The sequence below is a fragment of the Burkholderia sp. E168m23 genome (genome assembly GCF_016586125.1).
GTDB lineage: Bacteria > Pseudomonadota > Gammaproteobacteria > Burkholderiales > Burkholderiaceae > Burkholderia > Burkholderia orbicola.
In genome coordinates, this window is record NZ_BCPP01000578.1 from 1 (window position 1) to 4605 (window position 4605).

The 4605-nt window shown below is 65.6% G+C and carries 6 protein-coding genes; 5 read left to right on the forward strand and 1 reads right to left on the reverse strand.

Annotation, left to right across the window (positions count from 1 at the left end; translation table 11 throughout):
- From JMF90_RS25070 to JMF90_RS25080, 3 genes are all read left to right on the forward strand, one after another.
- Positions 1–310 (forward strand): aldehyde dehydrogenase family protein (locus JMF90_RS25070; RefSeq protein WP_201325557.1); only part of this gene is annotated, 310 nt, incomplete at its 5' end.
- Positions 311–434: 124 nt separating this feature from the next.
- Positions 435–1625, forward strand: coding sequence for a nitronate monooxygenase family protein (locus JMF90_RS25075; RefSeq protein ID WP_125380640.1), 1191 nt, complete (start codon positions 435–437; stop codon positions 1623–1625).
- A 65-nt stretch (positions 1626–1690) separates the two neighbouring features.
- Positions 1691–2329 (forward strand): OmpW family protein, encoded by a 639-nt coding sequence (locus JMF90_RS25080; RefSeq protein WP_011549736.1) that lies wholly within the window; start codon positions 1691–1693, stop codon positions 2327–2329.
- A gap of 75 nt (positions 2330–2404) precedes the next feature.
- On the opposite strand, the gene JMF90_RS25085 is transcribed toward JMF90_RS25080, so the two are convergent.
- Positions 2405–2608 (reverse strand): DUF1289 domain-containing protein, encoded by a 204-nt coding sequence (locus JMF90_RS25085; protein ID WP_006493160.1) that lies wholly within the window; start codon positions 2606–2608, stop codon positions 2405–2407.
- A 419-nt stretch (positions 2609–3027) separates the two neighbouring features.
- Between JMF90_RS25085 and JMF90_RS25090 the strand changes: the two genes are divergently transcribed.
- Both JMF90_RS25090 and JMF90_RS25095 read left to right on the forward strand, forming a co-directional pair.
- Complete coding sequence (locus tag JMF90_RS25090) at positions 3028–4122, forward strand: polyamine ABC transporter substrate-binding protein (protein WP_027806547.1); 1095 nt, start codon at positions 3028–3030, stop codon at positions 4120–4122.
- Positions 4123–4208: 86 nt separating this feature from the next.
- Positions 4209–4605: ABC transporter ATP-binding protein (locus tag JMF90_RS25095; RefSeq protein ID WP_201325558.1), on the forward strand; the 397-nt coding region annotated here is incomplete at its 3' end.

The window sequence follows — 4605 nt, forward strand, 5'->3', positions numbered from 1 at the left end:
GCAGGAAGAGATCTTCGGGCCGGTGCTGTCGATCATCACCTATCGCGATGAAGATGAGGCCGTGCGGATCGCGAACGATTCGCCGTACGGGCTCGGCGGCGCGGTGTGGGCCGGCAGCGACGAACGCGCGATGCGCGTCGCGCGCCGCATCCGCACCGGGCAGGTCGACATCAACGGCGGCACGTGGAACGGCGCCGCGCCGTTCGGCGGCTTCAAGCAGTCGGGGTATGGCCGCGAGAACGGCGTGTACGGGCTCGACGAGTATCTCGAGTACAAGTCGATGCAGTTGAAGCCGGCGAAGCCGGCCTGAACGCCGCGCGCGGCCCGAACCGGAAAAACGGCACGCTTGCGTGCCATTTTTTATTGACGGCCGTCAAGGTGCGCGGCGGTGGATCGTCGATCATCGCGGTTCCGATGTTCCGACGAGGTTTCAGATGACCGTACGCACTTCCTTTCCGCCGCTGACGATCCGCGGCCGCACCTTGCTGCCCGTCGTGCAGGGCGGCATGGGCGTCGGCATCTCCGCGCACCGGCTGGCGGGCAGCGTCGCGCGCGAAGGCGCGGTCGGCACGATCGCGAGCATCGACCTGCGTCACCATCATGCGGATCTGCTCGCGCGGTGTCGCGCGCAACCCGATCGCGCGACGCTCGAGGCGGCGAACCTCGACGCGCTCGCGCGCGAGATCCGTCTCGCGAAAACGTACAGCGAAGGGCGCGGGATGATCGCGGTCAACGTGATGAAGGCGGTGAGCGCGCAGGCGGACTACGTGCGGGTCGCGTGCGACGAGGGCGCGGATGCGATCGTGATGGGCGCGGGCCTGCCGCTCGACCTGCCCGACCTCACGCAAGGGCACGACATCGCGCTGATCCCGATCCTGTCGGACAGCCGCGGGATCGCGCTGGTGCTGAAGAAGTGGATGAAGAAGGGGCGCCTGCCCGATGCGATCGTGATCGAGCATCCGGCGCACGCGGGCGGGCACCTCGGCGTCACGCAGATCGACGACATGCACGACGCCCGCTTCGATTTCGCACGCGTGCTGGACGAGGCCGCGCAGGTGATGGCGTCGCTCGGCATCGCCCGCGACACGATCCCGCTGATCGTGGCCGGCGGGATCAACAGTCACGACACGGTGCGCGCGGCGTTCGCGGCCGGCGCGAATGGCGTGCAGGTCGGGACGCCGTTCGCGGTGACCGAAGAGGGCGACGCGCATCCGCACTTCAAGCGCGTGCTTGCCGATGCGACGCCCGACGACATCGTCGAATTCGTCAGCGTGACGGGCCTGCCCGCGCGTGCGGTGAAGACGCCGTGGCTCGATCGTTACCTGCGCAACGAGACGCGCATCCGCAACAAGCTCGGCGCGTTCAAGCAGCGCTGCCCGACCGCGCTCGAATGCCTGAGCGTATGCGGGCTGCGCGACGGCATCGAGAAGTTCGGCCACTTCTGCATCGACACGCGGCTCGCGGCCGCGCTGCGCGGCGACGTCGCGAACGGGCTGTTCTTCCGCGGCCGCGAAGCCTTGCCGTTCGGCCGTGCGATCCGCAGCGTGCGCGATCTGCTCGACCTGCTGCTGACGGGAAGTGCGACCGAGCCTGCGGCAAACCGTCCCACGTTTACGCTGGCTTGACCAATATCAAGATGACGAAAAGACCCTACAGGGAGAATGGAAACCATTCTTTGGGGGTCCGTACCATGCATAAAACGATTCGAACTTGTGTCACCGCCGCCGTCGTCGCGGCCGCCATCGCGATGCCGTCGCTGTCGCACGCGGCGTCGCCGGGCGACGGCATCAACCAGGGTGACGTACTGGTCCGGCTGCGCGCGATCAGCATCCAGCCGAACGAGCGCGCGAGCGATACGCTCGGCGCGATCAACACGGGCGTGAACAACGCGATCGTGCCCGAGCTCGACTTCACGTACATGATCCGCGACTACCTCGGCGTCGAGCTGATCCTCGGCACGTCGCGGCATCAGCTGACGTCGAGCCTCGGCAATCTCGGCGGCGTGGGCGTGCTGCCGCCGACGCTCTTGCTGCAGTATCACTTCAACCATGCGGGCAAGGTGCGCCCGTACGTCGGCGCCGGGTTGAACTACACGTACTTCTACAACAACGGGCTCAACGTCGGCGGGGAGGGCGTGTCGATCAACAAGAGCAGCTTCGGCCCCGCGCTGCAGTTCGGCGTGGACGTGCAGTTGACCAAGAAGGTGTTCATGAACGTCGACGTGAAGAAGATCTGGATGAGCACCGATGCGACGCTGGGCGACAAGGGCATCGGCACGCTGCACATCGATCCGCTGATCGTTGGCGTGGGCGTGGGGATGAAGTTCTAGACGCGACGGAACAAGAACAGAGTTGGGGTTGGCGGCATGGCGGTCTGCATGCCGCTTTTTTTATGGGCGGTCGCTTTACAGCTTGTCGTACTGGAAGCGCATCGCGGTGCCTTCGCGCGTGATGCGCTCCCACACCGCGCGCTTTTCGTCGTCGCTCAGGAACACCCAGTTCGAGACTTCGGCGGCCGTGCGGCCGCAGCCCTTGCAGACTTCGTCGAAGAGCGTCGAGCACACGCCGATGCAGGGGCTGTCGGGAAGATCGTGAAGATTGGAGGCCATCGGGAGGGTTCGCGCAATTGAATCGTCAGCCGCCATTTTAATGCATCGCGGCGGCCCGGCCGGACGCTCGCGCCGGCGTGCTGTTCCGGTGCGGGAGCGTGACAGTTGGGCCGTGCGTCGGGCGCGGTCGCCGGGCGGCCGCATGCGGCGTGCGAACGCAGCTTCGCCGCTGTCCGTTTTTCCCGGTGGACAGCCGCCGATTACCCGATAGAATTCCCCCGGAACGCCCCGCCGCACGGGCGGCTCGACCGACCGGCGGCGGGAATCTGTTCCGTTTGCGCGACACCGGCATGATTTTTTTGTGACGGGGCGCGAATGATGGTAGTTTTCGGGGTTTTCGAGGGGCGGTGCGCCAGAATGCGCCGCCATGACGAGGCAGACGGCAGCCGGGCAACGTGTCCGGCCGGAGGGAGAACGGGATGAAAGCAAAGGTAGTGGGCCGGTTCGCAGCGCTCGCGCTGTGCGTGGGTGCGTCGGCGGCAGCGGCGAAGGATACGCAGCTCAATATCTATAACTGGTCGGACTACATTGCGAAGGACACGATCCCGAACTTCGAGAAGCAGGCGGGTGTCAAGGTCCGCTACGACAACTACGACAGCGACGACACGCTGCAGGCGAAGCTGCTGACGGGCAGCTCGGGCTACGACATCGTCGTGCCGACCAGCAACTACGCGGGCAAGCAGATTGCCGCCGGCATCTTCGCGCCGCTCGACAAGTCGAAGCTGCCGAACCTCAAATATCTCGATCCGCAACTGATGGCGCTCGTCGCCGGCGCGGACCCGGGCAACAAGTACTCGGTGCCCTGGGCATACGGCACGACCGGCCTCGCGTACAACCTGACGAAGGCGCAGCAGGCGCTCGGCAAGGTGCCGCTCGACAACTGGGACATCCTGTTCAAGCCGGAAAATCTCGCGAAGCTGAAGACCTGCGGCGTGTCGGTGCTCGACGCACCCGACCAGATGTTCGCGGCGACGCTGCACTACATCGGCAAGGACCCGATGAGCACGAACCCGGCCGACTACAAGGCCGCGATGGACGTGCTGAAGAAGATCCGTCCGTACATCACGCAATTCAACTCGTCGGGCTACATCAACGACCTGGTCGGCGGCGACATCTGCTTCGCGTTCGGCTGGTCGGGCGACGTCGTGATCGCGAAGCATCGCGCAATCGAGGCGAAGAAGCCGTACAAGGTCGAGTACTACATTCCGAAGGGCGGCGCGCCGGTGTGGTTCGACGTGATGGCGATCCCGAAGGATGCGAAGAACAAGGAAGCCGCGCTGCAGTGGATCAACTACATCGAGGATCCGAAGGTGCACGCGGCGATCACCAACGCGGTGTACTACCCGAGCGCCAACGCCGAGGCACGCAAGTACGTGCGGCCCGACGTCGCGAACGACCCGGCCGTGTATCCGCCGGCCGACGTCGTGAAGACGCTGTTCCTGCTCAAGCCGCTGCCGCCTGAAATCCAGCGTCTGCAGACGCGTCTGTGGACCGAGCTGAAGTCGGGCCGCTGACGCGAGCCGAAGTGAATCAGCAGTCATGAAGCCCCTGGTGCCCCCGGGGGCTTTGTTCGTCTAACGCAGGAGAGAAGCAGCACATCATGAATAGCCAGTCGGGCGCGCCGGTCGCGGGCGCGCCGTTCTCCGTTTCCTCCTCCGGCGCCGATGCGCGCGCCGAGAACTTTGTCCAGATCGTCGACGTCGTCAAGAAATTCGGCGACACCGAAGCCGTGCGCAGCGTCAACCTGACCGTGCGCCAGGGCGAGCTGTTCGCGCTGCTCGGCAGCTCGGGCTGCGGCAAGTCGACGTTGCTGCGGATGCTCGCGGGCCTCGAGACGGTCACGTCGGGCAAGATCCTGATCGACGGCGAGGACCTCGCGCAGATGCCGCCGTACAAGCGGCCCGTGAACATGATGTTCCAGTCGTATGCGCTGTTCCCGCACATGTCGGTCGAGTCGAACGTCGCGTTCGGGCTGAAGCAGGAAGGCACGCCGAAGG